Source organism: Curtobacterium sp. MCSS17_006 (assembly GCF_003234215.1).
GTDB classification, from domain to species: Bacteria; Actinomycetota; Actinomycetes; order Actinomycetales; family Microbacteriaceae; genus Curtobacterium; species Curtobacterium flaccumfaciens.
Map to the genome: position 1 here is coordinate 1 of NZ_QKSO01000022.1, position 24,566 is coordinate 24,566.

At 71.8% G+C, this 24,566-nt stretch carries 26 protein-coding genes; 9 read left to right on the forward strand and 17 right to left on the reverse strand.

Translation table 11 applies throughout. From position 1 onward, the window contains the following. The first annotated feature begins 278 nt into the window (after window positions 1-278). The 6 genes from DEJ21_RS16945 to DEJ21_RS18410 all read left to right on the forward strand — a co-directional run bounded on the left by DEJ21_RS16945 (window position 279) and on the right by DEJ21_RS18410 (window position 5,386). Entirely contained in the window at window positions 279-2,735 is a 2,457-nt protein-coding gene (locus DEJ21_RS16945) for a phosphoketolase (protein WP_111225398.1), read from the forward strand. A 93-nt stretch (window positions 2,736-2,828) separates the two neighbouring features. Beyond that, on the forward strand, window positions 2,829-3,158 hold the full coding sequence (locus DEJ21_RS16950; protein WP_111225399.1) for a hypothetical protein: 330 nt from the start codon (window positions 2,829-2,831) through the stop codon (window positions 3,156-3,158). Continuing rightward, window positions 3,139-3,354: a hypothetical protein gene (locus DEJ21_RS16955; RefSeq protein ID WP_111047860.1), complete on the forward strand. Its 216-nt coding sequence runs from the start codon at window positions 3,139-3,141 to the stop codon at window positions 3,352-3,354. Before DEJ21_RS16950 ends, DEJ21_RS16955 begins: the two co-directional genes overlap by 20 nt. Window positions 3,355-3,387: 33 nt before the next feature. After that, entirely contained in the window at window positions 3,388-4,071 is a 684-nt protein-coding gene (locus DEJ21_RS16960) for a fumarylacetoacetate hydrolase family protein (protein WP_111225400.1), read from the forward strand. A gap of 153 nt (window positions 4,072-4,224) precedes the next feature. Beyond that, the gene (locus DEJ21_RS16965; RefSeq protein ID WP_164941139.1) at window positions 4,225-5,199 is read left to right on the forward strand and encodes a sugar phosphate isomerase/epimerase; all 975 of its coding nucleotides are present in this window, start codon (window positions 4,225-4,227) and stop codon (window positions 5,197-5,199) included. A gap of 10 nt (window positions 5,200-5,209) precedes the next feature. Then, window positions 5,210-5,386: a hypothetical protein gene (locus tag DEJ21_RS18410; RefSeq protein ID WP_164941140.1), complete on the forward strand. Its 177-nt coding sequence runs from the start codon at window positions 5,210-5,212 to the stop codon at window positions 5,384-5,386. A 289-nt stretch (window positions 5,387-5,675) separates the two neighbouring features. On the opposite strand, the gene DEJ21_RS18415 is transcribed toward DEJ21_RS18410, so the two are convergent. From DEJ21_RS18415 to DEJ21_RS16975, 3 genes are all read right to left on the reverse strand, one after another. Further along, window positions 5,676-5,831, reverse strand: a complete 156-nt coding sequence (locus DEJ21_RS18415) for a hypothetical protein (protein WP_164941141.1) — start codon at window positions 5,829-5,831, stop codon at window positions 5,676-5,678. Between the two features lie 158 nt (window positions 5,832-5,989). Then, window positions 5,990-8,524: an ATP-dependent DNA ligase gene (locus tag DEJ21_RS16970; protein WP_111225402.1), complete on the reverse strand. Its 2,535-nt coding sequence runs from the start codon at window positions 8,522-8,524 to the stop codon at window positions 5,990-5,992. Continuing rightward, window positions 8,521-9,411, reverse strand: coding sequence for an SDR family oxidoreductase (locus DEJ21_RS16975; protein ID WP_071404867.1), 891 nt, complete (start codon window positions 9,409-9,411; stop codon window positions 8,521-8,523). The genes DEJ21_RS16970 and DEJ21_RS16975 overlap by 4 nt, the downstream gene beginning before the upstream one ends. A gap of 135 nt (window positions 9,412-9,546) precedes the next feature. Here DEJ21_RS16975 and DEJ21_RS16980 point away from each other — a divergent pair, with 135 nt between their 5' ends. Further along, window positions 9,547-10,569 (forward strand): Ku protein, encoded by a 1,023-nt coding sequence (locus DEJ21_RS16980; RefSeq protein ID WP_111225403.1) that lies wholly within the window; start codon window positions 9,547-9,549, stop codon window positions 10,567-10,569. A gap of 4 nt (window positions 10,570-10,573) precedes the next feature. Here the strand turns inward: DEJ21_RS16980 and DEJ21_RS18420 are convergent, their stop codons facing one another. After that, complete coding sequence (locus tag DEJ21_RS18420) at window positions 10,574-11,386, reverse strand: cupin domain-containing protein (protein WP_181435949.1); 813 nt, start codon at window positions 11,384-11,386, stop codon at window positions 10,574-10,576. A gap of 142 nt (window positions 11,387-11,528) precedes the next feature. Between DEJ21_RS18420 and DEJ21_RS16990 the strand changes: the two genes are divergently transcribed. Further along, window positions 11,529-12,161, forward strand: coding sequence for an antibiotic biosynthesis monooxygenase (locus DEJ21_RS16990; RefSeq protein ID WP_111094328.1), 633 nt, complete (start codon window positions 11,529-11,531; stop codon window positions 12,159-12,161). An 11-nt stretch (window positions 12,162-12,172) separates the two neighbouring features. Here DEJ21_RS16990 and DEJ21_RS16995 read toward each other — a convergent pair whose 3' ends face one another. The 4 genes from DEJ21_RS16995 to DEJ21_RS17010 are packed head-to-tail and all read right to left on the reverse strand — an operon-like array spanning window position 12,173 to window position 16,489. After that, complete coding sequence (locus tag DEJ21_RS16995) at window positions 12,173-13,114, reverse strand: Ppx/GppA phosphatase family protein (protein ID WP_111225404.1); 942 nt, start codon at window positions 13,112-13,114, stop codon at window positions 12,173-12,175. Between the two features lie 49 nt (window positions 13,115-13,163). Then, window positions 13,164-14,024: a ribokinase gene (locus tag DEJ21_RS17000; RefSeq protein ID WP_111225405.1), complete on the reverse strand. Its 861-nt coding sequence runs from the start codon at window positions 14,022-14,024 to the stop codon at window positions 13,164-13,166. Continuing rightward, entirely contained in the window at window positions 14,021-15,451 is a 1,431-nt protein-coding gene (locus DEJ21_RS17005) for an MFS transporter (RefSeq protein ID WP_111225406.1), read from the reverse strand. The genes DEJ21_RS17000 and DEJ21_RS17005 overlap by 4 nt, the downstream gene beginning before the upstream one ends. Window positions 15,452-15,457: 6 nt before the next feature. After that, the gene (locus tag DEJ21_RS17010; RefSeq protein WP_111225407.1) at window positions 15,458-16,489 is read right to left on the reverse strand and encodes a nucleoside hydrolase; all 1,032 of its coding nucleotides are present in this window, start codon (window positions 16,487-16,489) and stop codon (window positions 15,458-15,460) included. Between the two features lie 162 nt (window positions 16,490-16,651). Between DEJ21_RS17010 and DEJ21_RS17015 the strand changes: the two genes are divergently transcribed. Continuing rightward, window positions 16,652-17,650 carry a LacI family DNA-binding transcriptional regulator gene (locus DEJ21_RS17015; RefSeq protein ID WP_258375130.1) on the forward strand — a complete coding sequence of 333 codons (999 nt, stop codon included), beginning with the start codon at window positions 16,652-16,654 and terminating at the stop codon, window positions 17,648-17,650. Between the two features lie 168 nt (window positions 17,651-17,818). Here the strand turns inward: DEJ21_RS17015 and DEJ21_RS17020 are convergent, their stop codons facing one another. The 9 genes from DEJ21_RS17020 to DEJ21_RS17060 all read right to left on the reverse strand — a co-directional run bounded on the left by DEJ21_RS17020 (window position 17,819) and on the right by DEJ21_RS17060 (window position 24,535). Then, complete coding sequence (locus tag DEJ21_RS17020) at window positions 17,819-19,504, reverse strand: MDR family MFS transporter (RefSeq protein WP_111225408.1); 1,686 nt, start codon at window positions 19,502-19,504, stop codon at window positions 17,819-17,821. Beyond that, on the reverse strand, window positions 19,501-20,121 hold the full coding sequence (locus DEJ21_RS17025; RefSeq protein WP_258367298.1) for a TetR/AcrR family transcriptional regulator: 621 nt from the start codon (window positions 20,119-20,121) through the stop codon (window positions 19,501-19,503). Before DEJ21_RS17025 ends, DEJ21_RS17020 begins: the two co-directional genes overlap by 4 nt. A gap of 51 nt (window positions 20,122-20,172) precedes the next feature. Beyond that, the gene (locus tag DEJ21_RS17030) at window positions 20,173-20,655 is read right to left on the reverse strand and encodes a GNAT family N-acetyltransferase (RefSeq protein ID WP_111225409.1); all 483 of its coding nucleotides are present in this window, start codon (window positions 20,653-20,655) and stop codon (window positions 20,173-20,175) included. Window positions 20,656-20,776: 121 nt separating this feature from the next. Further along, window positions 20,777-21,466, reverse strand: a complete 690-nt coding sequence (locus tag DEJ21_RS17035) for an HAD family hydrolase (RefSeq protein ID WP_111225410.1) — start codon at window positions 21,464-21,466, stop codon at window positions 20,777-20,779. A 54-nt stretch (window positions 21,467-21,520) separates the two neighbouring features. After that, complete coding sequence (locus tag DEJ21_RS17040) at window positions 21,521-22,162, reverse strand: MBL fold metallo-hydrolase (protein WP_111033972.1); 642 nt, start codon at window positions 22,160-22,162, stop codon at window positions 21,521-21,523. Window positions 22,163-22,220: 58 nt separating this feature from the next. Continuing rightward, entirely contained in the window at window positions 22,221-22,646 is a 426-nt protein-coding gene (locus tag DEJ21_RS17045) for a MarR family winged helix-turn-helix transcriptional regulator (RefSeq protein ID WP_071245883.1), read from the reverse strand. 79 nt (window positions 22,647-22,725) lie between these two features. Beyond that, window positions 22,726-23,298 (reverse strand): DUF3618 domain-containing protein, encoded by a 573-nt coding sequence (locus DEJ21_RS17050; protein WP_027467152.1) that lies wholly within the window; start codon window positions 23,296-23,298, stop codon window positions 22,726-22,728. Continuing rightward, window positions 23,295-23,738 (reverse strand): phage holin family protein, encoded by a 444-nt coding sequence (locus DEJ21_RS17055; RefSeq protein ID WP_051597109.1) that lies wholly within the window; start codon window positions 23,736-23,738, stop codon window positions 23,295-23,297. The genes DEJ21_RS17050 and DEJ21_RS17055 overlap by 4 nt, the downstream gene beginning before the upstream one ends. Beyond that, window positions 23,735-24,535: a hypothetical protein gene (locus DEJ21_RS17060; RefSeq protein ID WP_111225411.1), complete on the reverse strand. Its 801-nt coding sequence runs from the start codon at window positions 24,533-24,535 to the stop codon at window positions 23,735-23,737. Before DEJ21_RS17060 ends, DEJ21_RS17055 begins: the two co-directional genes overlap by 4 nt. Window positions 24,536-24,566: the final 31 nt, after the last annotated feature.

Genomic DNA, 24,566 nt, shown 5'->3' on the forward strand with positions numbered 1-24,566 from the left:
GAGGAGATCCCGAACGCGGCACCGCCGAGGACGAGGGCGCCGGTCGTGGCGAGGGTGATGGAGGTCTTGAGGCTCTTACGCATCGTGATCAGTCCTTTGCTCTGGAGGCGCTCCGGCCGGTGGCCGAATGTGCACTGTGCACACACTGAGTACCGGCCAACTGTGACCGGAGAGCGCCCTGGGCTTCTGCCCTGTGCAAGTCATTCGGCGCCCCCGCCCGAACGGTTTGGGACGAGTTTCCTGAGGTGCCGCAACCCGGTGTTTCGTACCGTGTACCCATGGCTCCAGCACACATCTCCACCACCGACCGGCTCCGGGCGGTCGACGCCTGGTGGCGCGCCGCGAACTACCTGACGGTCGGGCAGATCTACCTGCTGGACAACCCGCTGCTCAGTCGGCCGATCGAACCCGACGACGTCAAGCCGCGGCTGCTCGGCCACTGGGGCACCTCCCCCGCACTGAACCTCGTGTACGCGCACTGCAACGCGCTGATCACGGAGACCGGGCGCGAGTTCCTGTACATCTGCGGCCCGGGGCACGGCGGTCCGGCGATGAACGCGAACGCCTGGCTGGACGGCACGTGGAACGAGCTGTACCAGGACGTCGACCTGCAGCGGTTCTTCCGGCAGTTCTCGTTCCCCGGCGGCATCCCCTCGCACGCCGCCCCGGAGACCCCCGGCTCCATCAACGAGGGCGGTGAGCTCGGCTACTCGCTGTCGCACGCCTACGGTGCGGCGCTCGACAACCCGGACCTCGTCGTCGCGTGCGTTGTCGGTGACGGTGAGGCCGAGACCGGTCCGCTCGCCGGTTCGTGGCAGGCGCACACGTTCCTCGACCCGGTCTCCGACGGTGCCGTGCTGCCGATCCTCAACCTCAACGGCTGGAAGATCGCGAACCCGACCGTCCTTGCCCGCATCCCCGACGAGGACCTCACCGCGTACTTCCGCGGGCTCGGCTACGACCCGATCGTGGTCGACTCCCGCCGCGTCGACGACGACCCGTACGCGGTCCACGCCCTGTTCGACGGTGCCCTGCGACGCGCCCTCGCCGGCATCGACGACATCCAGGCCGCTGCCCGCGCCCAGGCCGCCCGTGCCGCCGCGGGGCAGCCCGCCGGTGCCGCGGACCTGCGTCCGCGCTGGCCGATGATCGTCCTGCGCACCCCGAAGGGCTGGACCGGCCCGAAGGAGGTCGACGGCGAGCAGGTCGAGGGGACCTTCCGCGCGCACCAGGTGCCGCTGCCCGCGGTGCGCGAGGACGACGGCCACCGTGCGCAGCTCGAGGAGTGGATGCGCTCGTACCGCCCCGAGGAGCTCTTCGACGAGGACGGCCACCCCGTCGGCATCATGACCACGATCCGTCCGACCGGTGACGAGCGGATGAGCGCTACCCCGCACGGCAACGGCGGTCGACTGCGGACCGCGCTCGACCGGCCGCCGCTCGAGCCGTACGCGGTCGAGGCCGGTTCCACGGCGTCGGCCACGGGCACGCTCGGCCCCTGGCTCGCCGCACTCATCGAGAAGAACGCCTCGACCTTCCGGCTGTTCGGCCCGGACGAGACGATCTCGAACAAGCTCGACGCGGTCTTCGACGTGACCTCGCGCGTCTGGCGGGCCCAGCGCGCCGCAGGCGACGAGCACCTCGCCGCACGCGGGCGGGTCACCGAGGTCCTGTCCGAGCACCTGCTGGAGGGGATGCTCGAGGGCTACGTGCTGTCCGGTCGGCACGGGATGCTCAACACCTACGAGGCGTTCGCCCACATCATCGACTCGATGGTCGGGCAGTACGCCAAGTGGCTGGAGTCGTCGACCGACATCGACTGGCGGGTGCCGGTGTCCAACCTGTCGCTCCTGCTCTCGTCGCACGTCTGGCGACAGGACCACAACGGGTTCTCCCACCAGGACCCCGGGTTCCTCGACGTCGTCGCGTCGAAGCAGCAGGACCTCGTCCGGATCAAGCTGCCGGCCGACGCCAACACGCTGCTCGCCGTCGCCGCGCACGCGATGGAGACCACGGACCGCATCGAGGTGATCGTCGCGGGCAAGCACCCGGAGCCGGTCTACCTGTCCCTCGACGACGCGGTCGCGCACGCGCAGGCCGGACTCGGCGTGTGGGACTTCGCCGGCACGGAGCAGGCCGTCGGGAAGGTCGACGTCGTGCTCGCCTGCGCCGGTGACGTTCCCACGGTCGAGGCGATCGCCGCCACCGACATCATCCGGAAGCACGCTCCCGGCGTCGGGGTCCGCGTGCTCAACGTCGTCGACCTGCTGGCGCTCGGTGACCCGCGCAAGCACGAGCACCCGATCCCGGACGAGCAGTACGACGCGCTCTTCCTGCCCGGCACGCCCACGGTCTTCGCGTTCCACGGGTACCCGACCCTCGTGCACCAGCTGACGTACCGCCGGAACGGGCACGACGACCTGCACGTGCACGGGTTCCTCGAGCAGGGCACGACGACCTCGCCGTTCGACATGCTCATGCGCAACGAGATGGACCGCTTCGCCCTGGCCCACGACGCCCTGACGCGGGTGGACGCCGAGGCGCACGCCGACCTGCTCACGAAGCTCTCCGAGGCGCGTGACGCCGCGCGGACGTTCGCGTACACGAAGGGCGAGGACCACCCCTCCCTCGCGGGCTGGGAGTTCGCGGGCTGGCCGCAGGACGAGCCCGCCAGCGGCGGGACCGGCGGCGACCCGGGTGCGGGCGAGACCGAGGCGGCCGCGCCCGGGAACTGACGCACTCCTCCACAGGCCTGGAGGCCCGGATCGCCCTCCACAGGACCGGTCACGCCCGCCGCGTGGCCGGTTCCGTGCTGTCAGGGTTCCGGCATGGACATCGGCTGGATCAGCGCGCTCGTGTCGGTCACGAGCGCGACCGTCGCGCTGGGTGCGCTCGTCGCCTCGGTGCTCGACGGGCGCGCAGGACGGCGAAATGCAGAGTTCTCGGTGCACCGCGACCTGTGGTGGCAGCGTTGGTCGTGGGCCGCCGACCGGGCGACCTCGGACGACGAAGGACAGCGCGCGGCCGCCGGTGTGATGTCGGCTGCGCTGGTGACCCGCAGTTGGACGACCGCGGACGACCGCTGGGTCGGCCAGGCACTCGACGACCTGACCGCAGCGACGATCGAAGGAGCGAACGATGATCTCGAAGCTGAGTGACAAGGACTTCAAGCGCTGGCTCGACGGACGTGAACTGACGACGCCCGCACTGCTGGCGGACCCGCACTACGGGCCCATGATGCGGGCGAAGGGCGCCGAGGAAGAGCTCCGTCAGGCGCGCATCGAATGGCGCGAACGCCAGGAGCGCGCACGGGCGCGGAAGCTCAAGTACGAGGCGTCCTTCGGTGAGAGCTGAACCGATGCCCTGCGAGCCTGCCACGCTGGGACCGTGACCGAACTCGTCATCCCGGCCCCGAGCCTCCCGACCGTGCCCACGACGACGGGCGCGCGTTTCCCCGTCCGCCGTGTGTTCTGCGTCGGCCGGAACTACGCCGCGCACGCCCGCGAGATGGGCCACGACCCGGACCGCGAGCCGCCGTTCTTCTTCACCAAGCCCGCCGACGCGGTCGTGGTCGACGGCGCCGACACCCCGTACCCGCCGCTGACGCAGCAACTGGAGCACGAGGTCGAGCTCGTCGTCGCGATCGGCACCGGCGGCTCGGACATCGCCGTCACCGACGCGCCCGCACACGTCTGGGGCTACGCCGTCGGGATCGACCTCACCCGTCGCGACCTGCAGGCCGAGGCGAAGCGACTCGGGCGCCCGTGGGACACGGCCAAGGGCTTCGACGCCTCGGCGCCGATCGGCGTGCTCACCCCGGCGGCCGAGGTCGACCCGACCAGCGGCGCGATCGAGCTGACGGTGGACGGGGAACTCCGGCAGTCGGGCGACCTGACCGACCAGATCTGGTCGGTCGCCGAGACGATCGCGGCGCTGTCACGGTCCGTGGCGCTCGCGCCCGGCGACCTCGTGATGACCGGCACTCCTGACGGTGTCGGCGTGCTCGAACGCGGCGCCGTGCTCGTCGGCACGATCGCCGGCGTCGGCGAGGTCCGGACCCGGATCGTCTGAAGCACGTGTCGGCGATGTGTCGACGGGCTGGGAGCGTTCGCAGGCAGCACGGGTAAGTCTTGGGCATCGTCGCGGGTGGGGCCCGCGGCGGACACGGGGCGGCGCATCGCGACGGGGCGACGCGGACACCTCGGGACTGCCGGAGGTACCACCGTGCTGGAACACGACCTGCTCGCCACGTCCTGGACGTGGGCGGGCGACGAGAGCATCCGCGACCGCGTGCACGCCGTCGGCGCCGCCGGGTTCGCCGGCCTGTCGCTGTCCCTCGACGACCTGCACGAGGTCCGCGCGACGACGGGCTTCGCCGAACTGCGCCGCATGCTCGACGCCGCCGGCATCGTCTGGGTCCAGCTCGGACCACTCGACCGGTGGTGGACGTGCACGAGCCGCACCCAGGACGAGGACGCCGACCGCGGTGTCGTGCTCGAGGCCGCGGCGACGCTGAGCGCCTGGCAGGTGGTGGCGCGCGCCGACACCTCGTTGCCCGGAGCCTCCCCCGCGACGATGGCCGACGACTGGGTCGTGCTCGCCGACCAGGCCGAGGCGGTCGGAGCGCAGCTCGTGCTCGAACCGGAACCGTGGTCGAACCTGCCCACGATCGAACGGGCCTCCCGCTTCGTGGCCGCTGCCGGACACCCCAACGGCGGCCTGCTCATCGACGCCATGCACGCGCTCCGCGGCGGTTCCACGCTCGCGTCGATCCGGCAGGGCGTCGCACCGGGGGTCCTCGCAGCCGTCGAGCTGAGCGACGGACTGCTGCACACCCCGAGCGGGATGACCCTCGCCGAGGAGTCCCGGACGGCACGGTACCTGCCCGGTGCCGGGGCGTGGGACCTGCCCGGCTTCGTCCGGACCGTGCGCGAACTCGGGTTCGACGAGCCGTGGGGCGTCGAGGTCCGGACCCCCGCGCACCGGGCGATGCCCGTCCGCGATGCACTCCGGACGGCCGTGGCCGCCACCCGTGCGGTGCTCGACGCCGCCGACGCGTTCGGCTCACCGGCCGCCCCGGCGATGCCCTCGACGCCCGCACCGACGTCCGCGGTGGACTTCGAGCCACCGCACACCGGCCGGCACGACCCGCCGCACGGAGCCCGCCGTCGGGACGCCGACACAGGGACGCCCGCGTAGGTTGCTGTGCATGACCGATCAGGCAGCACACGACGACGACCTGCTCCGCCGTTCCCAGGAGTCCATCGACGAGGCCAAGGCCGCCGCGGCCGAGGTGGTCGAGCCGGAAGAGGACGAGCTCATCGAGGAAGACGCGCCCGTGGCCGACCACGCGGCGCCCTCCGACGGCCCTGCACCCGCGGCCTGACCCCGTCCTGATCCGACAGGATCCCCCCGGACAGACGAGATCGCCGGGCGACCATCGAGGTCGCCCGGCGATTCTTCTTGCCGCTCGTGTGACGATCCCGTCACTCGGCACGTCTCACCAGTGGACCCACCGGTCGCGCTTCGGCGAGCCCGGTGCGGGGCCTCGTGGTCGGTCTCCCTGAACCGGCTGGTCACGTGCCCCGGCGACGGTCCGTGCGCTCCCTGATCCAGCGTGCGGGCCGTCGGGTCTGTCCCGCCCGCCGGGCGGTCAGCCGCTCAGACCGCCCCGGTCAGTCGTCGTCCTCGTCAGCGAGGAAGTCCGCGTACCGGACCTCGGTCTCCGTGGCGCCGCTGCCCGGTTCGACGGTCCGCTGTGACAGGTCGTCCCCCGTGATCGCGACGCGTTCTGCGGCCGTGTAGGGCGGCAGGTACTTGCTCGAGTTCATCTTCGAAGCCCCCTTCGTCCCGGCGAACGTAACAGCCGATGGCCGATCGTGGCCAGCGGTGCCGATACTGTCCCCCGCGCAGACTCGGTACGGGGGACGGATGTTCGCCAGCGGCGGACCCCATGCGCACGCATGTGGAACCGAGGCCGGAGCGCGGGTCAGGTCTCCCGCACGACGTCGTCCGGGTCCTTGTCCACGCGCCACCCGCGCCACGACGGCTGCCGGAGCCGTCCGTCGCCGGTCCACTCGGCGAACTCGACCTCACCGACGCGCTTCGGCGTGACCCAGTGCGCATCCCGCGCGTCGGGTCGTGGGACGTCGACGAACGGCGGGGTCTTCCGTTCCAGCGGTGCGAGGACCCCGGCGATCTCGTCGAGGTCACGGTCACGGAACCCGGTGCCGACCTTGCCGACGTACTCCAGCCCGTCGGGGCCGGGCACCCCGAGCAACAGCGACCCGATCCCGCCGGCACGCCGACCGCTGCCCGGTTTCCAGCCGCCGACGATGACTTCCTGCGTGGCGTGGTGCTTGAGTTTCAGCCAGGCCTCGGACCGCCGCCCCTCGGCGTACTTCGACGACCGCTTCTTCGCGACGACGCCCTCGAGTCCCTGCTCGCGCGATGCGGCCAACACCGCGTCGAGGTCGCCCTGCACCGCCGGCGGCACGTCGATCGCGCCACCGGGGTCCACGACCGTCTCGAGTGCCTGCCGCCGGGCGTCGTAGCCGAGCCGCGTCAGCTCGTGCCCGTCCGCCTCGAGCACGTCGAACAGCAGGAACCGCACGGGCGTGGTCTCCTGTGCGCTCCGGACCTCGCGCGCCTTCGTCAGGCCCATGCGGTTCTGGAGCAGCTGGAACGATGGTCGGCCACGATCGTCGACGGCCACGATCTCACCGTCGAACACGCCGTCCACACCGGCGCGCTCGCCCAGTTCCTGCAGCTCGGGGTACTGGGCCGTCAGGTCGTTGTCGTTGCGGCTGCGCAGGGTCACCGACCCGTCGCGGACCGTCGCCAGCGCGCGCACCCCGTCCCACTTCATCTCGAAGGCCCAGTCGGACGGGTCCAGCCGGGGCTCCCCCTTGGCCAGGGTCGCCTGCATCGTCCGGCGCTCCGACGGCGGGGTCTCAGCGTCCGCGGCCCCGCTGATCCGTCGCTGCGGGGTGCGCTGCGCATCGCCGTGCCCGTCCGACGGCCGGTCCGACCGTCGCGCCACCGTCGGCCCGGCAGAGCCGCTGCCGTCCGCCAGCCGTTCGGGTTGCTCCTTCGTGCGGTGGATGAGCCAGTTCTTCTCGTCCCCGCCGCCACGGCCGCGGGTGTGCAACAGCGCGAGACGGCGAGCGCCGCCGGCCCGACCGTGCAGGGTGACGATGACCTCCTGCCCCTCGCGCCACTTCTCGAGCTCGTAGGTGCCGTCGTCCCAGATCGTGACCGTGCCGCCGCCGTACTCGTCCTTCGGGATCGTGCCCTCGAACGACCCGTACTCGAGCGGGTGGTCCTCGGTCTGCACGGCCAGGTGGTTCTTGCCCGGGTCGGTCGGCTCGCCCTTCGGCAGGGCCCAGCTCACCAGCACCCCGTCGTGCTCGAGCCGGAAGTCGTAGTGGTCGCGGGTGGCGTGGTGCTCCTGGATGACGAAGGTCGGTGTGCCGTCCTTCCGCACGGTGGGCGCTCCCTCGGGCACGGGCTCCGGCGTCTTCGAGGCGTCCCGCTTCGCCCGGTAGGCGGCGAGCCGGTCACGTGCGGGCTGCTCGGCGTCGTTCGCGCGCTCGGTCCGGTCGCTGTCCCAGTGACCGTGGTCGTCGCGCCCGACGGCCAGCGAGGCGGAGGCGACCGGGTGCAGGAAGTCCCCACGGGCCTCCAGGCGTTCGAGGACCTCGTCCAACGTGAGCTGCGCGAGCCCGCGTTCCTCGAGTTCCTTCCAGGTGCGGGGCGCCGCGACCGTCGGCCGCTCGCGGCCGCGCAGCGAGTACGGGGCGATGGTCGTCTTGTTGCCGTTGTTCTGCGACCAGTCGACGAAGACCTTGCCCTTCCGCTCGGCACGGCTCATCGACGACAGCACCAGGTCCGGCAGGTCCGTCTCGAGGGCCTTGGCCAGCTCGTGGGCGACGTCGGAGACCTGCGCCGTCGTCGCCTTGCCGTCGAGGGCCGCGTACAGGTGGATGCCCTTGGAGCCGGACGTCACCGGGTACGGGTCGAGCCCCATGCCGTGCAGGATCTCGCGCGCGGCCACGGCGACCTCGACGCACTCGGGCAGCCCGACGCCGTCACCCGGGTCGAGGTCGAGGACGAGCCGGTCCGGGTTCTGCTGCGCGCCGCGGGGGCCGAACCGCCACTGCGGGACGTGCAGTTCGAGCGCGGCCTGCTGCGCCATCCACACCAGGGTCGGCAGGTCGTCGACGATCGGGTACTCGTTGTCGTGTTCCGAGTGGTGGATGGTGTGGTGCCGCACCCAGTCGGGGGCCGAGTCGGGCAGGTTCTTCTCGAAGAAGACCTTGCCCTCGACACCGTTGGCCCAGCGCTTCCGGGTCACCGGGCGGTCCTTGACGTGCGGGATCATCCACGGCGCGACCCGCTCGTAGTACTCGATCACCCGACCCTTGGTGGTGCCGGTCTCGGGGTAGAGCACCTTGTCGGTGTTCGTGAGCGCGAGCCGCCGGTCCCCGACCAGGACGACGGTCTTGCGCGAGGCGGGACTCACAGCGCCACCCCGGTCGCTCCCGCCACCGTCAGGGTCGTGCCGGACGTGTACGACGACTCGGGCCCCGCCAGGTAGACGTAGGCGCTGCCGAGCTCGACGGGTTGGGCGGGACGACCGAACGGGGTGTCCTGGCCGTACGCCGCGATCTCGTCGCCCGGGTAGCTGATCGGCTGCAGGGGCGTCCACACCGGCCCGGGCACCACCGTGTTGGCCCGGATGCCCTTGCTGGCGAGCTGCCGCGCGAGCCCGTTCGTGTAGGTGATGATCGCGGCCTTCGTCGCGGCGTAGTCGATCATGCGGTCCTGCGGCTGGTACGCGGACACCGAGCTGGTCGTGACGATCGAGCTGCCCGGCGCCATGTGCGGGACCGCAGCACGGACGAGCCAGAACAGCGAGTACAGGTTGACCTTCATCGTGCGGTCGAAGTCCTCGGTGCTCTGCACGGTGACGTCCTCGTGCACCTGCTGGTGGCCCGCGACCAGCACGAGCGCGTCCAGGCCACCGAGCTCGCTGACGGCGTCCTGCACCAGGACGTCGCAGAATGCCTCGTCCGTCAGGTCACCGGGCAGCAGCACCGCCTTGCGCCCGAGGTCACCGATGACGTCGCGGACCTGTTCGAGGTCCTCGCGCTCCTCGGGCAGGGCGTTCAGGGCCACGTCGGCCCCTTCCTTCGCCATCGCGATCGCCGCGGCGCGCCCGATGCCGGAGTCCGCGCCCGTGACGAGCACCCGGTACCCGCGCATCCGCCCGGTGCCCAGGTAGCTCGTCTCGCCGTGGTCGGGGGCGGGGTCCATGGCACTCGCCAGTCCGGACCCCTGCTGGGTCTGCGCGGGGAACGGCGGACGGGGGAACTGGTCGCGCGGGTCCTGCTTGTCGAGCTGGCTCATGGGCCCATCGTGCTCGCGCCGGCCTCGCGGCGGTCCAGCGAACCGGACATCCGTGGAACGATCTCCCGGACGGCGGACCTGTGGAGGAACCGTCGGCTCCGGGCACGCACGCGTGCGGGCGGGCATCATGTGCGCATGAGGTCGATCTGGAAGGGCTCCATCGCGTTCGGGCTCGTCAACGTGCCCATCAAGGTCTACGCGGCCACCGAGACGCACGACGTGTCCCTGCACCAGGTCCACGACGACGACAAGGGCCGCATCCGGTACAAGCGGGTGTGCGAGTTCGGCCACGAGGTCGAGTACGCGGACATCCAACGCGCCTACGACGACGGCGACAAGACCGTGGTGCTCACGGCGGACGACTTCAAGCAGCTCCCCGAGGAGCAGTCGCACGAGGTCGAGGTGCTCGAGTTCGTCCCCGTCGAGCAGGTCGACCCGATGATGTTCGAGAAGACCTACTACCTGGAGCCCGACTCGCGCTCGCCGAAGGCGTACGTGCTGCTGCGCGAGACCCTGGCGAAGACCGACCGCCTGGCGATCGTGCAGTTCACCCTGCGGCAGAAGACCCGGCTCGGGGTGCTCCGGGTGCACGACGAGGTCATCCTGCTGCAGGGGCTGCTCTGGGGCGACGAGGTCCGCGCCGCCGACTTCAAGACCCTCGACACGACGGTGAAGGTCAGCGCCAACGAGCTGAAGATGTCGTCCTCGCTCGTCGAGAGCATGTCCACCGACTTCGACCCCGACCGCTACACCGACTCCTACCAGGAGGAACTGCAGCAGCTGATCGACGCCAAGCTCGAGGCGGGCGACGACATCGACACCGAGAAGACCTTCGGCGCGCGGGACGACGAGGACGACGACGAGGGCGGTGACGTGCTCGACCTGATGGCCGCCCTGCGTGCGTCCGTCGACAAGAAGCGGACAGGAGGCTCGGGGTCGCGTTCGTCGTCGACGTCACGGTCGTCGTCCGGTTCCGGCTCGGGCACGTCCGGCTCCGGCACGTCCAGCTCCGGCAGGAAGGCGCCGGCGAAGAAGGCGCCCGCCAAGAAGGCCGCGGAGAGCACGACGGAGAAGGCCACCGCGAAGTCGGCGCCGAAGAAGGCACCGGCGAAGAAGGCCCCGGCCAAGAAGCCCGCCGCCAAGAAGCAGGCGAGCTGACGGCTCAGGCCGCGGTCGACCCGCCGCCCGCCAGGCGCTCGAGCGTGGTGAACACCTCGGCGTACTGCTGGCGGAGCGCTGCCCACCCGGCGCCGGTGTCGATCGACTCCGGGTCCTCGACGGGCACCGCGTACCCGTACTGCGCCCGCGGGACCGGGTCACCCGGCAACCGGAGCTCCTGGGTGAACGCGCCGCTCGCGGCCTCGAAGGTCAGGGTGTGCGATGCGATGTTCCGGCCCCAGTCCGCGGACGGCCACGACATGAACGCGACGTGCCGCATCCCCTCGGCGGGATCGGTCGCCGAGACGTAGCAGCCGTGGTGGTCCTCACCCGGGGACAGGATCGTGTACGTGCCGTTGTCCCGGTAGACGAGCAGGGCCTCGGCGAAGGGCTTCGGCGCGTACATCGCGGTGTAGCGCAGCGCGTGCACGAACTGCGGCCGCCCCAGCGGGACCGTCACGAGCGCGCTGCGGACCGGCCCCTCGCTGGCTGGTGGCTCGCCCGGGGTCGACGCCGCTGCACCTGCCGGCAGGTGGGCGACGTAGAGCAGCTCGGCGTCCTCCGTGCCGGTGCTGCGGCCGTCGTGCACGATGCGCGGCTCCTCGACCAGGGCCTGCCCCGGCCCGACGACCCGAGTGGCCTCTTCGGTGACGTGCGTCAGCGCCCCGCGCACCACGAGACCCGTCTGGCGTGCGTCGTGCTGGTGCCAGCCGGTCGACGCACCCACCGGGAGCGTCAGCCGCCGCACCTCGTACGTGCCGCCGTCGGGCCCGTCGACGGTGGCGACGAGGGTGGTGGTGGGCTCGGGGTGGGGCATCGGGGTCCTCTCGGTGGTGCGTTCGCCAGATGATCGTCTTGCACCCACCTGGGACGGTGGTCGAAGGACGACGCGGATCCGTTCAGCCGGCGCGCGAGGCACGTGTCACGAGCCGGAAACACGGGTCCGCGACACTGGTCGGATGACTCCACAAGAGCCTGGGAGCCTGCAGTCGTCATCCGAGACCGCAGGCCCGCCCGTCACCGTCTCCGTCACCCGCCTGGTCGAACCCGACCGCATCCCCGAGGTCACCCGCTGGGTGCAGTCCGGGGTGAACCTGGCGAACCGCTACCCCGGCTTCCTCGGCTCGGGGTGGGTGCGTTCCACCGCGCAGTCCCGCGAGTGGCACATGCTCTACCGCTTCGCCGACCACGACTCCCTGGCGACGTGGGAGAACTCCGACGACCGGCTGCGCTGGCTCGACCTGGGCCGTGACCTGGTGGTGGAGTCCCGCGTCGAGAAGCGCACCGGCATCGAGGGGTGGTTCGACGTCCCGCAGGACGCCCCGGCCTCGAGCGCTCCCCCGCGGTGGAAGCAGTCCGTGAGCATCTGGCTCGGCTTCTTCCCGGTGAACCTCGCGTTCACGTACCTGACGGCCTGGCTCGTCCCCGCGTTCGCGCACGTCGCGATCCTGCCCCGGGTGCTCATCACGACCGTCGTGCTCACGCCGATCATGACGTTCTGGGTGCTGCCGTTCGTGACGAAGCTGATCCGCCCGTGGCTGCTCGCTCCGCCGAGGCAGCGACGGCAGCAGGACCCGCAGCCACGCGGCTAGACCGACGGGCGCTACGGGGTCCCGAGCACCGACAACTGGTCGAGCCGCTCGAGGATGACGCCCTCGCGGAGCGCCCACGGGCAGATCTCGAGGGCCGGCAGGTCGAAGATGTCCAGGCACGCCTCGGCGACGAGCGCGCCCGGCACCACCTGGTGCGCCCGGCTCGGTGAGACACCGGGCAACGCCGCGAGCACGTCGACCGACATCGTCAGCAGCTCCGGCAGCCGCTGCCGCAGCACCGCGCCGTCGAGGGCACGGGGCACGAGGGGCCCGGCAGCGGACGGCGCGGCCCCGCAGATGCGGGCGATCGATCGGAAGGTCTTCGAGGTCGCCACGGCCCGGTCCGGACGCCCCGAGCGGAGCAGCCGTCCGGCGTCCCGGGCGATCTCCACGCGGATCTCGTGCCGGATGCGGCGGACGTCGTCCTCGGTCGGGGTGCCGGCCGCGAAGTAGGAGCGCGCCAGCCGTGCGGCGCCGATCGGCATCGACCACGCGACGTCCGGTGCCTCGTCGGCGCCACCGGCGATCTCGAGCGAGCCACCGCCGATGTCGAAGACCGCCAGGCGACCGGCGGACCAGCCGAACCACCGGCGCACGGCCAGGAACGTCAACCGGGCCTCGTCGGAGCCGGACAGGACGGCCAGCTCGACCCCGGTGGAGGCCTCGACGTGGGCGAGCACGGCCTCCGAGTTGCCGGCGTCGCGCACCGCCGACGTCGCGAACGCGAGCATGTCCTCGCACCCGCGTTCCTCGGCGACACGGACGGCATCGGCGACGAAGGTGGTCAGGGCATCGATCCCCTGCTGGGTCACCGCGCCCGAGTCGTCCAGGTGCTCGGCCAGCCGCAGCGGCTGCTTGAACGAGGACGCCGGCAACGGCGCGGCGCCGCCGTGGGCGTCCACCACGAGCAGGTGGCCGGTGTTGGACCCGATGTCGAGGACTCCCACGCGCATGCCACAACGCTAGCGGGCCGGCGGGACGGTTCGACCCGGGAGGCGCGGGTCACGCCCGCAGGAACGCCTCCAGCTCGGCGGTGGTCGGGTACGAGGCCTGTGCGCCCGGCTTGGTCGCGGCGTACGCCCCGACCCCCACCGCGAACCGAGCGGCGTCGACGAGGGCGTCCCCCGCCGCCAGACGCAGCGCCACCGCCCCCATGAAGGCGTCGCCGCAGCCCGTGGTGTCCACCGGCTCGACCCGCACGGCGTCGATCGACACCGGCTCGACACCCCCGTCGTGCACGACGCAGCCGGCACCACCGCGGGTGACGATCGACCGCGCGACGCCGTGGTCCCCGAGCGCCGCGGCCTCGTGCTCGTTCACCAGCAGGACGTCGGTCAGCTCGAGGAGCTCGGCCGGCACGGCGCCGAACGGCGACAGGTTCGTGAGCACCGTGACCCCGGCGGCGTGCGCGGCCCGGGCGGCGGCGAGGACGACGTCGATCGACACCTCGAGGCAGAGCCCCAGCACCGCGGCGCCGGCGAAGACGTCGGTCGGCACGTCGTCCGGCGTCAGCGTGCCGTTCGCCCCGGCGGAGATCACGATGGTGTTCTCGCCTGCAGCGTCGACCGTGATGACGGCGGTACCGGTCGCGACGCCCTCACGGACGGCGACGTGCGTCGTGTCGACACCCGCAGCCGCGACGGAGTCGCGGAGCAGCGCACCGTTCCCGTCGTCGCCGACCGCACCGATCATGCGCACCGTGCCCCCGAGCCTCCCGGCAGCCACCGCCTGGTTGGCGGACTTGCCCCCGGGCAGGATCGCGAGGTCGGAGCCCTGCAGGGTCTCACCGGGCTGGGGGAAGCGCGCGGTGCGGACCACCAGGTCCGCGTTGAGCGACCCGACGACGACGATGCTCTCGGTCAACGGACGGTCTCCTTCTGCGGGGCGACGGACGTGGTCTCGGCGCCCTCCGGACGGGGGATGAGGAACGAGATCGCGAGAGCGACGGTCGTGATCGCGGCCCCGAGCAGCATGCCACCGGAGTACCCGGCGGTGCCCGCGGAACCGCCGACGCCGAGCGCGATCTGCAGCGCGGGCAGGACCGCGAAGCTGACCCCGGCGCCGAGGTTGAACGCACCGGCGTTCAGCCCGGGCAGGAACCCGGGGTTCGACTCCGGCGACAGCACGATGCCCAGGCCGTTCAGGATGATGTTCGCGATGCCGGCGTAGGTGATGCCGATGAGCACGGTCGCGGTGACCAGCACGGGCAGCGAGTGCACCCCGACGAGCGCCATCAGGACGGTCGAGACGATGCTGCCGATCAGGCCGACGCGCAGGACGGCGCGGTACCCGATGGTCGGGGCGAGGCGCCCGGCGAAGGGTCCGACGATCCAGCCGACCAGCGCGTACGGGGTGAGGAACACGAGCGAGGCGAGGTCGGCCTCCATCCCGAAGCCGGCGTCACCGTTCTGCGCGAGCGAGGTGACCAGGCCGTTGACGACCGCGAACACGCCCGTCATCGTCAGGAACGTCGTCGCCAGGAGTGCCCAGGTCGCGCGGCGCTGCAGGAACCGGGTCTCGACCAGGGGCTCCCGCACCCGCGACTCGACGGCCCAGAACACGGCGAAGGCGACGAGCGCGACCACGACGCCACCGACCACGAGCACGGGGTTCGCCGCGCCGAGCTTGCCGGCCTCGTTGAACGCCGTGAGCAGCGCACCGACGCTCACCACGAGGGGCACGACGCCGATCCAGTCCATCCGGGTGCCGGCCGAGGGCTTCGACTCGACACCCCAGACGGCGACCAGGAACAGGGCGAGGACGGTGACGACGGCGATGACCCAGAAGATCCCGCGGAACCCGAAGTTCGTCGCGATCCAGCCGCCGGCCAGGGCGTCGACACCCGCGATGCCGCCGTTCACCGCGGTGAGCAGGCCGAGCGCGGCGCCGTAGCGCTTCGGGTCGCTGATCTCGTTGCGCAGGACGAGCAGGCAGATCGGGACGACCGGACCGGTGACGCCCTGGATGATGCGGCCGGCGAACAGCATCGGCACGTTCACCGCGAGCGCGGCGACGATGCTGCCGACGAGCATCACGGCGAGCATGCCGATCAGCACGCGCTTGCGACCGACGATGTCGGACAGCCGCGGCAGGAACAGCGAGAACAGCGCCGCGAGCGTGAAGTACAGGGTCTGCGACAGCCCGATGGTGGCGTCGTCGGTGTTGAGCTCGCGCGCCATCGTGACGAGGGCGGGGCTCAGCATGCTCGCGTTCAGCTGGAACGCGATGCACGCGGCGAGGAGCGCGGCGGTGAGGGCGCCGATCGACTTCTTCGTCGAGGTGGTGGTCATGGGGGTTCAGCGCTCCGGGGTCGTGGTGGTGCCGGCTTCGACGGCGTCGGCGGCGGCACGTGGGGTCCAGCCGGTGTCGGCCGTCTCGCCGATGCGCTCGAGGGCGTCGACGACGAGGTCCCAGAACCGGCCGTGGTCGAGCTCCATCGCGGCGCTCGTGCGGCAGTCCTCGGGTGCGGGGGCGCGGAAGTCGGCGACGGTCATGCCGAGGGTCAGGGCGCCCTGGGTCTCGACGTGGATCGGGACCTTCACGGCACGGACGATGGTGGGGTCGATCACGTACGCGACGGCGCAGGGGTCGTGGACCGGCGGGGCGTCGAAGCCCTGGGCGTCCTTGTAGGTCTGGCCGAAGAAGTCGAGCAGCTCGCCGACGAACGCGGCGGGGGCGGTGCCGACGCCGGCGATGCGCGCGGCGACCTCGGGGGTGGCGAGGGCCTGGTGCGTCAGGTCGAGGCCGACCATCACGACGTCCCAGCCGGCCTCGAACACGATGGCCGCGGCCTCGGGGTCGATGACGATGTTGAACTCGGCGACCGGGCTCCAGTTGCCGACGTGCACGCCGCCGCCCATGAGCACGACCTGCTTGACGCGCTCGACGATGCGGGGCTCCTTGCGGGCCGCGAGGGCGATGTTCGTCAGGCCCCCGGTCGGCACGAGGGTGACCGTGCCGGGCTCGTGGGCCATCACGGTGTCGATGATCAGGTCGACGGCGTGGCGCTCGTCGAGGTCGAACGACGGCTCGGGGAGCATCGGGCCGTCCAGGCCGCTCTCACCGTGGATGTCCGGTGCGACCTCGATCTGACGCAGCAGCGGGCGGGCGGCTCCGGCGGCGAACGGCACCCCGGTGATGCCGGCGATGCGGGCGACGGCCAGGGCGTTGCGGGTGACCTTCGGCAGGGTCTGGTTGCCGACGACGGTGGTCACCGCGAGCAGGTCGATGGCCGGGCTGCCGTGGGCGAGCAGGAGCGCCACGGCGTCGTCGTGGCCGGGGTCGCAATCGAGGATGATCTTCGCGGCGGGCTGGGTCGCATCGGGCACGCTGGGCGCTCCACTTCTTCGGGGAATCGAGGTGAGTGCTCGACGTGGTGGGGATCCACGGGCCGGCAGAGCGCTGGCGACGCGGCGCGTCAAGCGTTTGACATCGAAACACGTCAAACGTTTGACGTCAAGTTCGACCACCACGCTCGCTAGCATCGACGGGTGCCCTCCCCCGCCGTTCCGAGCCGTCGTGTGACCGCGGCGATGGTGGCCGAACGTGCGGGCACGAGCATCGCCACGGTCTCCCTCGTCGTGAACGGCAAGGAGCGCGGGCGGGTCTCCGCGCCCATCGCCGCACGGGTCCGCGACGCCGTGGACGACCTCGGCTACGTCGTCGACCACGCCGCCAGCTCGTTGGCGCGGGGCAGCGGTGACCTGGTCGTGTTCATCGCCCCCGACCTGTCGAACCCGTTCTTCGCCGAGGTCATCCGTGGCGTCCGCGACACCCTGGGCGACCGGTTCCAGCTCGTGCTCTCCGTCACCGAGCGGGGTGCGCAGCCGGTCGCGGCCGACGTCCGGCGCTTCGAACGGCTCCGGCCGGCCGGGATCCTGGTCGACGCACCCGCCGCCGACGAGCCGATGTCGGCGAGCGTCCCCGTGGTGCTGCTCGACGCCCCCGGCGGCCCCGAGGCCGTCAACTACGACCTCTCCACCGGCGTGCACGACCTGGTCGCCCACCTGCACGACCAGGGGCACCGGCACGTGGGCTACCTCGACGGCACCTCGAGGGCGGCGACGTTCGGCGTGCGCCGCGAACTGTTCGAGCAGGCCTGCGCGGACGCCGGCATCACGGTCTCCGAGCTCACCGCCCGTGCAGACCTGACCGTGGAGGCAGCGGCCTCGGCCACCGAGCACGTCATCGAGGCCTGGCAGGACGACGACGTCACCGCCGTCGTCGCGGCCGCGGACACCCTGGCCTACGGAGTCCTGCGGGTCGCCGGTGCGCTCGGCATCGCCGTCCCCGGCGCACTCGCGGTCGCGGGCTTCGACGACCTGCCGTCGTCGTCGGTCACCGCGCCGGCCCTGACGAGCGTGGCGCTGCCCGGCGCCGACCTCGGGCGGGCTGCGGCATTGCGACTCCTCGCGACGCTCGACGGCACGGCCGCCGAGCCCGCGGCCCTGCCGACGCGGCTCGTGCCGCGCGCGAGCACCCGCGCGTAGCGCCGGCTCATCGCGACCTCACGCGCTCAGCGACAGCTCACGCGCGCCGGAACGCGCGAGGTGTCGCTCGGCACGAAACGCCGGCCGCGGCAGTGAGCGCGACCGGCTGACGGACGGGAGGCGCGGTGCCAGCTGGCACCGCGCCTCCCGTCCGTCGGTCGGTTGCATCTACCGGTCGGTGTGCCGCCCCGGTGCGGAACCCTCCGTTGCCGCCGCGTGCTCCGCACGCGCCGCGCGCTGCGCGCGCTCGAGCTCGTCGGCCTCGTCGCCGCCGACGGCCTCGCCACGGGCCACCATGCCGGCCGTGTCGGAGAGCGTGATCTGCGGCAGGAAGAGCGCGAGCAGGAACGCCACCGCGATGAACGGCAGCAGGTACCAGAACACCGGTGCGAGCGAGTCGGCGTAGGCGTTCACGACACCGTCCTGCACCGCAGGAGGCAAGCCCGCGACGGTCGACGGGTCGATGCTCCCCGCCGAGGACGCCGCATCGGTCGCCGAACCGCCGGCACCGCGGAACACGTCGGTCAGCGACGTCGTGAGCCGCGCGGTGAAGAGCGCGCCGAAGACGGCCGTGCCGAGGGAGGCGCCGACCTCGCGGAAGTAGTTGTTCGTCGAGGTCGCGGTGCCGACCTGCTCGGCGGGGACGGCGTTCTGCGCGACGAGGACGACCACCTGCATGATCAGGCCGAGCCCGGCACCGAAGACGAACAGGTACGCGCAGATCAGCCAGATCGGGGTGTCCGCCGCCAGCTGGGTCATCGCGAGCATCGCGATGGCCACCAGGACCGTGCCGACGATCGGGAACATCCGGTAGCGCCCGGTCTTGGTGATCAGGACACCCGAGGCGATCGAGGTGCCGATCAGGCCGGCCATCATCGGCAGCATCAGCAGGCCGGAGACCGCAGCCGAGGTGCCGGAGGCCATCTGCAGGAACGTCGGGACGAAGCCGATCGCGGCGAACATGCCGATGCCGAGCACGAGGCCGATGCCGGTGGCCAGCAGGAAGGTGCGGTTGCGGAAGAACGACAGCGGGAGCACCGGGTCCTGCGCACGGGACTCGACGAACACCAGCAGCGCTGCCGAGACGACGAGACCGGCGAACCAGGCCCAGGTCTCGGGGGCGTCCCAGCCGTGGTCCTTGCTGCCGCCGAACTCCGAGAAGAACACCAGGCACGTGGTCGCGGCGGACATGAAGAGCACGCCGAGGACATCGATGCGCTTCGTCGCCTTCTTGTTCGGCAGGGTCAGCGCGAACCACGCCACGAAGAACGCCGCGATGCCGACCGGGATGTTGATGTAGAACGCCCAGTTCCACGTGAGGTGGTCCACGAAGAAGCCACCGAGCAGCGGGCCACCGATGGCGGACAGGCCGAAGATCGCACCGAGCGGGCCGAGGTACTTGCCGCGCTGCGAGGCCGGGACGATGTCCGCGATGATCGCCTGCGACAGGATCATCAGGCCACCGCCGCCGAGCCCCTGCATGGCGCGGAACGCCACGAGCTGCGTGAAGTCCGTGGCGAACGCACACCCGGCCGACGCGATGGTGAACAGCGCGATCGCGATGAGGAACAGGTTGCGTCGGCCGAGGACGTCGCCGAACTTGCCGTAGACGGGCATCACGATGGTGGAGGCGAGCAGGTACCCCGTCGTCAGCCAGGCCTGGTGCGCGACGCCGCCGAGCTCGCCGACGATGGTCGGCATCGCGGTGGAGACGATGGTCTGGTCGAGGCTGGAGAGCAGCATCCCCGCGATCAGGGCGGAGAAGATGATCCAGATGCGACGCTGCGTCAGGAGCAGCGGGCCGTCGGAGCCTGGGCGGGCACGCTTGGTGGTGCCCGGCGCGGTGGCGCTCATGTGGTGTGTTCCCGTTCGGTCGTGGTGACCGCCCTGAGCAGGCGGAGGTTCTCGGTGAGCAGTTCGTCGAACGTCGGCCCGGTGGCCTCGTCGAACGCGTCGTCGAAGTACTCGGTCGCGGTGGCCTTCATCAAGGCGGCCGCGGCCTCGGTGACCAGGCGCGGTCGGCGGTCGGCGGGGTCGTCCCACCCGAACCGTCGCCGCAGGGCCACGGTGATCCGGGCGAGCTGCACGTCGGTCGCCGACAGGAACCGTGCGACGAGTGCCGGCTCCCGCTCGAACACCCGGCGGACCAGGGCTTCGTCGGCGCGGGCGATGCCGACCCGGTGGAACTGGTCGATCGCCAGCGCGACGATCGACCCGAGGGGGTCCAGTTCGCCGGGGACGATCCCGCCCGCGGCGTAGGCGTCGATCGCCTCGACGTCGGCGTTGAGCTCGATGCCGAGCACGGCGTCGTCCTTCGACCCGAAGTGGTTGAAGAACGTGCGGCGCGACACCCCGACGGTCTCGCAGAGCTGCTCGATCGTGAACCCGTGCAGCCCGTGTTCGACCGTCGCCCGACGTGCCTCGACGATCATGCGTCGGCGCAGCGCGCGGGTGCGTTCGGTGGTACTCACCGAGCAAGAATTGCACTCTCGTGTTGAAAGTGCAATCTGGATCGGGTCGAGTTAGAGCGTCTTCTCGAAGCAGAACGACCACGGCATGGTCGCGACGTAGGGCTCGTAGACGTCGATCTGGTCCCAGCCGGTCTTGCGGTAGAGCGCCACGGCGTCGGGCTGCTTGTCACCCGTCTGCAGGATGAGCCGCGGGGCGCCGAGTGCACGGCCGACGCGCTCGCACTCGTCGAGCAGTGCGGTGGCCGCACCCTTGCCACGCGCGGAGGCCAGCACGATGAGGCGCTTCAGTTCGACCTCGTCACCCAGACGCCGGACGGCGATGTGCCCGACCGGTTCGCCGGACTCGTCGAGAGCCAGGATCGACGTGACGACGGTCGACGGGTCGACGCTCAGCGCACGACCCCGCTCGGCGGTGACCGCCGGGTCCTCGCCGGCGTTCGCCGACCCGTAGCGCTCGTGCATCTCGTCGTCCATGCGGGCGCGGAGCACCACGCTGCGGGGGTCGTCCCAGGACACGCGTTCGATCGTGATCACGAACGTCGATCCTGGCACGGGCGACCGACGACGCGGAAACCGAGGGTGGCCGTCGGGCGCGACCGGCGCCGCCCGCAAGGCGCGACCGGCGCCGCCCGTCGGGCGCGACCGGCGCCGCCCGTCAGTCGCGCTGGCCGAGTGCCGCGATCGGGCCCTCGCCGGCGCGGAACGCCGCGAGCACGGCGGCCGCGTCGTCGTACACCTCGGCCGCCCCGGCACCGCGGAGCTCGTCACCGCCGATGCCGCCGGTCATCACGCCGACGCACTGCACCCCCACCTTGCCGGCGGACTCGACGTCCCACATGGCGTCCCCGACCATCACGGCGTCGTCGGCGCAGACCCCCGCCTTGTCGAGCGCGACCCGGATGATGCCGGGGTCCGGCTTCGCCTGCTCGACGTCCTCGGAGCTGGTCTCGGCGGTGACCCACTCGCCCGCGTCGAGCAGGTCGCGCAGGCGGGCGAGTTCGTGCTCGGGCGCGCTGGTCGCCAGGACCACGGCGTGCCCTGCTTCGGCGACGGCCTGCAGGAGCTCGCGTGCACCCGGCAGCAGCCGGAGCCGCGGCATCTGCTCGGCGTAGTAGGCGGTGTGGAACTGCTTCGCGGCGTCGCGGGTCTCCTGGGACGCGTCCGGCAGCAGCGTCTCGAGCAGCTTCGCCGAGTCCATCCCGATCGCGCGGTGGATCCGCCAGGCGTCGACGGACTCCCCCGCCGCCAGGAACGCCCGCCACCACGCGTCGATGTGCGCGTAGTTCGAGTCGGCGAGGGTGCCGTCGATGTCGAAGAGGACTGCTGTCGTGGGTGCGTCGGCCATCCGTCCATGCTGCTCGGGAGGCCCGGATCGCCTCCCAGGGGCCGCCCGCGTCCGTCAGACGGTGATCGTCTCCCCCGCCGGCAGGATCAGGACGGGCACCGGTCCGAGACCGTCCGGCCCGAGGAAGCGCGCGGCGGACTGCTGGCCGAGCTCGCTCAGCATCGCCTCGTGGATCTGCACGGCCCGCTCCGGCGCCACCGCGCGCACGTAGTCGACGGCCTGGGCGGTGTTCGTCCACGGCCCGCTCGTCGGCAGCAGCAGGGTCGGCACCGGGACGCCGGGCTCGAGGTACGCGTCGCCCGGGTGGAACACCGCGCCGTCCACCAGGTAGCCGACGTTCGCGGTGGACGGGATGTCGGGGTGGATGACCGCGTGCTGCTCGCCGAAGACCCGGACGGAGAACGGTCCGACGGTGATCGTGTCGCCGGCGTGCACCGCTGCGACCCGCCCGTGGTGTTCGCCGAGCTGCTCGACGACCGTCTCCGGACCGCGGACGACGAGGTCCGGGTTCGCCGCGAGCCCCGCGCGCAGGGCGTCGATGTCGAAGTGGTCGGGGTGGTCGTGCGTGACGAGGACGCCCGCGGCGCCGCGGACGAGGTCGACGGCCTCGGGCGTGAACACCCCGGGGTCGATGACGAGGGTGACGCCGTCCTGCTCGAGGACGACGGTGGCGTGGTTGTACTTCGTCAACTCCATGCGCACAACTGTACAGCCGTGTTGTACTTCTGCGATCGCCCAGGAGGTGAGGAGTCGTTCAGTCAGCCCGGCGCGCGACCCGCTCGAACAGCTCGGGCAGACGGCGCAGCAGCGCACGCTCCTCGGCGTCGGTCTCCTCGCGGATCGCGTCGGCCAGCCAGTCCGTGCGCGCGTCCATGTCGCGCTGCAGTGCGGCCCGGCCGGCGTCCGTGATCCGGATGACCGACGCTCGGCGGTCGGTGTCCGACGCCGTCCGGTCGACGTACCCGAGTTCGGCCAGTTCGCCGACCGTACGGGACTGCCCCTGGTGCTTCACGCCGCGGCGGCGCGCGAGTTCCGCGATCGTCATCGGGCCCTCGCGGTGCAGGAACCCGAGGGTGGTGGTGTGCGTGGCCGGCAGCGCGTCCGCCTCGCGTCGTGCGGCACGCACGACCCGGCCGATGGACTGTCGGAGCTCCGCAGCGAGCTCGTCGATCGGGTCCATGCCCGGAACGCTACCGCGTGACGGACTGGAGGCCCGTGGCGATGTCGCCACGGGCCTCCAGTCCGTCATCGGGTTCCGCTCAGCTGCTGCGGACGTCGTCCGCCGCACCCTGCGCGTTGTCCTTGACGTCGGACGCGGCCCCCTGCGCCTCGCCCTTGACCGCCTGCGCGGCGTCCTGCGCGGTCCCCTTGAGGTCCTGCGCGTGCTCCTTCGCCACGTCGCCGAGCTGCGAGCCGACGTCCTTCGCCTGCTCCTTGACCTCGTCGACGAGCGGTGCAGCCTTGTCCTTCAGCTCACCGGCCAGCTCTTCTTCCTTCTCGGTGGTCGGCAGGAGCGACGACACCAGCCAACCGGCACCGAACGCGATGAGGCCGACGGCCAGGGGGTTGCCCTTCGCCTTCTCGACGCCCTTCTGCGCGACGTCCTTCGCCTGGCCGGTCGCGCCCGAGGCGGAACCGGAGGCGCTCGAGCGGGCCGACTGGGCCGCGCCCATCACGGACTCACGGACGTCCTGGAACCGGCCCTTCACCTTCTCGCTCTGGCGGTGGGCGATGGACGACGGGCTGACCTTGTCGGCGAGGGCGTCGACGTCGGAGCCGAGTTCGCCGCGGGTGCGCTCGATGTCGGCGCGGATCTCGTCTGGGGTGCTCATGGCTTCCTCCCGGTGTTGGGCTTGAGTGTCTCGGGGACTTCCTTGGCGGTCTCGACCGTCTGTGGGGCGCCCTTGATCTCCTTGATCTCCTTGCGCCCGCGGACGGCCAGGATCGCGGCGACGATCGCGTACACGACCGCGATGATCAGGGCGGACCAGGCGTTGCCGATCAGGTAGCCGAGGCCCCACCACGCGGCGATCGACAGGAACAGCAGGGCGAACACGGCGGTGAGTCCGGCGCCGCCGAACATCCCGCCCGCCTTGCCGGCCTTCTTCGCGGAGTCGGTCAGCTCGGCCTTCGCGAGGGCGACCTCCTGCCGGAACAGACTGGAGAGGTCACGCGACACGTCGGACAGCAGCTCACCGAGCGGTGTGGTCGCGGCGCGCTCCTCGGGCGTCGGTTCGCCCAGGGGTGTCGCGCCGGGGACGGACTGGCTCATACGCCACTCCCCGATCCGGTGGTGCCGTCGCCGGCCTCCTTCTCGTGCTTGACCTCGGTCGCGAGCGCCTTGGTCAGGCGTCCGGCGAGCAGGCCAGCACCGGCGGCGATCGCGATGAAGGTGCCGGGGCGCTTCGCGGCGAAGGTCTTCACCTCGTCGAGCAGCGAGCCCGGGTCGCGGTTCTCGAGGAACCCGGCGGCCGAGGTCGCGCGGCCCGACAGGTCGCGGACGACCTTCGAGGCGACGCCCTGCTCGTCGTCGTTCTCGGCCATGCGACCGAGCTGCTCGCCGAGGGAGCGGAGTCCGCCGGCAGCGCGCTGCTGCTGCTCGCCGGCCTGCTGCTTGAGGTTCTCGGACGCCTGGCCGTAGAGCTGCTTGGCGTGGTCGGTCGCTTCGGAGGCGACCTTCGACGCCTGCTCCTTGGCGGTGCCCGCGACGTTCGCGGCCTTCTCCTTGGCGTCGCCGGCGACGTCCTGCGCGGCACCCTTGGCCGCGTCGGCCTTGCCGGAGCCGCTGCCGGAGCCGCCGGCGCTGCCGGCGGATGCCGCGGACGGGACGGCGGGGAGCTGCTCGTCGGCCGGGACGGCGTCGAGGGGTGCGTCGAACGGCACCTCGGCGGCGCTGTCGCCGTACGGGTCGTACGTCTGGGGCGCACCGGGGTCGGTGGGTCGCGCGGCGGGGGTACCGCTGGCGTACGACGGCACCGTCACGCCGGGGGCGACCTCGTGCCCCTCGGAGGCTGCGGTGCGGTCGTGGATGGGCGTCCCGGAGTCGTTCCCGGGTGGGTTCGTGGTCATGGTCGGCCTTCCGGTTGTCGTCGTCCCCGGC

What these genes read in the sequence shown, in the direction of transcription:
- DEJ21_RS16945 (WP_111225398.1), top strand. Translation starts at nt 279, where the DNA reads ATGGCTCCAGCACACATCTCCACCACCGACCGGCTCCGGGCGGTCGAC.
- DEJ21_RS16950 (WP_111225399.1), top strand. Translation starts at nt 2,829, where the DNA reads ATGGACATCGGCTGGATCAGCGCGCTCGTGTCGGTCACGAGCGCGACC.
- DEJ21_RS16955 (WP_111047860.1), top strand. Translation starts at nt 3,139, where the DNA reads ATGATCTCGAAGCTGAGTGACAAGGACTTCAAGCGCTGGCTCGACGGA.
- DEJ21_RS18410 (WP_164941140.1), top strand. Translation starts at nt 5,210, where the DNA reads ATGACCGATCAGGCAGCACACGACGACGACCTGCTCCGCCGTTCCCAG.
- DEJ21_RS18415 (WP_164941141.1), bottom strand. Translation starts at nt 5,831, where the DNA reads ATGAACTCGAGCAAGTACCTGCCGCCCTACACGGCCGCAGAACGCGTC.
- DEJ21_RS16975 (WP_071404867.1), bottom strand. Translation starts at nt 9,411, where the DNA reads ATGAGCCAGCTCGACAAGCAGGACCCGCGCGACCAGTTCCCCCGTCCG.
- DEJ21_RS16980 (WP_111225403.1), top strand. Translation starts at nt 9,547, where the DNA reads ATGAGGTCGATCTGGAAGGGCTCCATCGCGTTCGGGCTCGTCAACGTG.
- DEJ21_RS18420 (WP_181435949.1), bottom strand. Translation starts at nt 11,386, where the DNA reads ATGCCCCACCCCGAGCCCACCACCACCCTCGTCGCCACCGTCGACGGG.
- DEJ21_RS16990 (WP_111094328.1), top strand. Translation starts at nt 11,529, where the DNA reads ATGACTCCACAAGAGCCTGGGAGCCTGCAGTCGTCATCCGAGACCGCA.
- DEJ21_RS16995 (WP_111225404.1), bottom strand. Translation starts at nt 13,114, where the DNA reads ATGCGCGTGGGAGTCCTCGACATCGGGTCCAACACCGGCCACCTGCTC.
- DEJ21_RS17005 (WP_111225406.1), bottom strand. Translation starts at nt 15,451, where the DNA reads ATGACCACCACCTCGACGAAGAAGTCGATCGGCGCCCTCACCGCCGCG.
- DEJ21_RS17020 (WP_111225408.1), bottom strand. Translation starts at nt 19,504, where the DNA reads ATGAGCGCCACCGCGCCGGGCACCACCAAGCGTGCCCGCCCAGGCTCC.
- DEJ21_RS17035 (WP_111225410.1), bottom strand. Translation starts at nt 21,466, where the DNA reads ATGGCCGACGCACCCACGACAGCAGTCCTCTTCGACATCGACGGCACC.
- DEJ21_RS17040 (WP_111033972.1), bottom strand. Translation starts at nt 22,162, where the DNA reads ATGGAGTTGACGAAGTACAACCACGCCACCGTCGTCCTCGAGCAGGAC.
- DEJ21_RS17045 (WP_071245883.1), bottom strand. Translation starts at nt 22,646, where the DNA reads ATGGACCCGATCGACGAGCTCGCTGCGGAGCTCCGACAGTCCATCGGC.
- DEJ21_RS17050 (WP_027467152.1), bottom strand. Translation starts at nt 23,298, where the DNA reads ATGAGCACCCCAGACGAGATCCGCGCCGACATCGAGCGCACCCGCGGC.
- DEJ21_RS17055 (WP_051597109.1), bottom strand. Translation starts at nt 23,738, where the DNA reads ATGAGCCAGTCCGTCCCCGGCGCGACACCCCTGGGCGAACCGACGCCC.
- DEJ21_RS17060 (WP_111225411.1), bottom strand. Translation starts at nt 24,535, where the DNA reads ATGACCACGAACCCACCCGGGAACGACTCCGGGACGCCCATCCACGAC.